Raw genomic sequence first — 428 nt, forward strand, 5'->3', positions numbered from 1 at the left:
AATGGCATCTACTACGCGATTGGTCCAGCCCATCATTTCAGAACGGTATTCAAGTTCACTCGCTTCACCGTTGTGGCTGAGCTGCATTGAAGTAACGCGGCTTGGTGCTATACGCACCAACGGTACTGGCTGGGTGTAATCTTCGTTGGTGAACGATTGCACCCCAAGCTCACGAAAAATAGTGCTAACGTAATCAATGGTAAGTTCTTCACCACGCGTACCGGGTGCTCGGCCTTCAAACTCATCGGAAGAAATGGTTTCTAAGTAGCGATAATAGGTATCGCTGAAATGTGCATCAACCAAGCCATCGGCATCGGTTTGCGGTGCATAAGGGTTCGTATCAGTTTCGGTTGCTGGCGAGCATGCAGTTGCGAGCAATAAAGCCGATGCGAACAAAGTAAAGTGTCGCATGATGAGTTCCTCTGTTG

At 48.8% G+C, this 428-nt stretch carries 1 pseudogene; it reads right to left on the minus strand.

The features are described from left to right. Positions 1-411: pseudogene (locus tag VT06_RS17415) on the minus strand (peptidase M28); the annotation flags it as partial. Positions 412-428 lie beyond the last annotated feature (17 nt).

The organism is Arsukibacterium sp. MJ3, assembly GCF_000987765.1.
Lineage (GTDB): Bacteria > Pseudomonadota > Gammaproteobacteria > Enterobacterales > Alteromonadaceae > Alishewanella.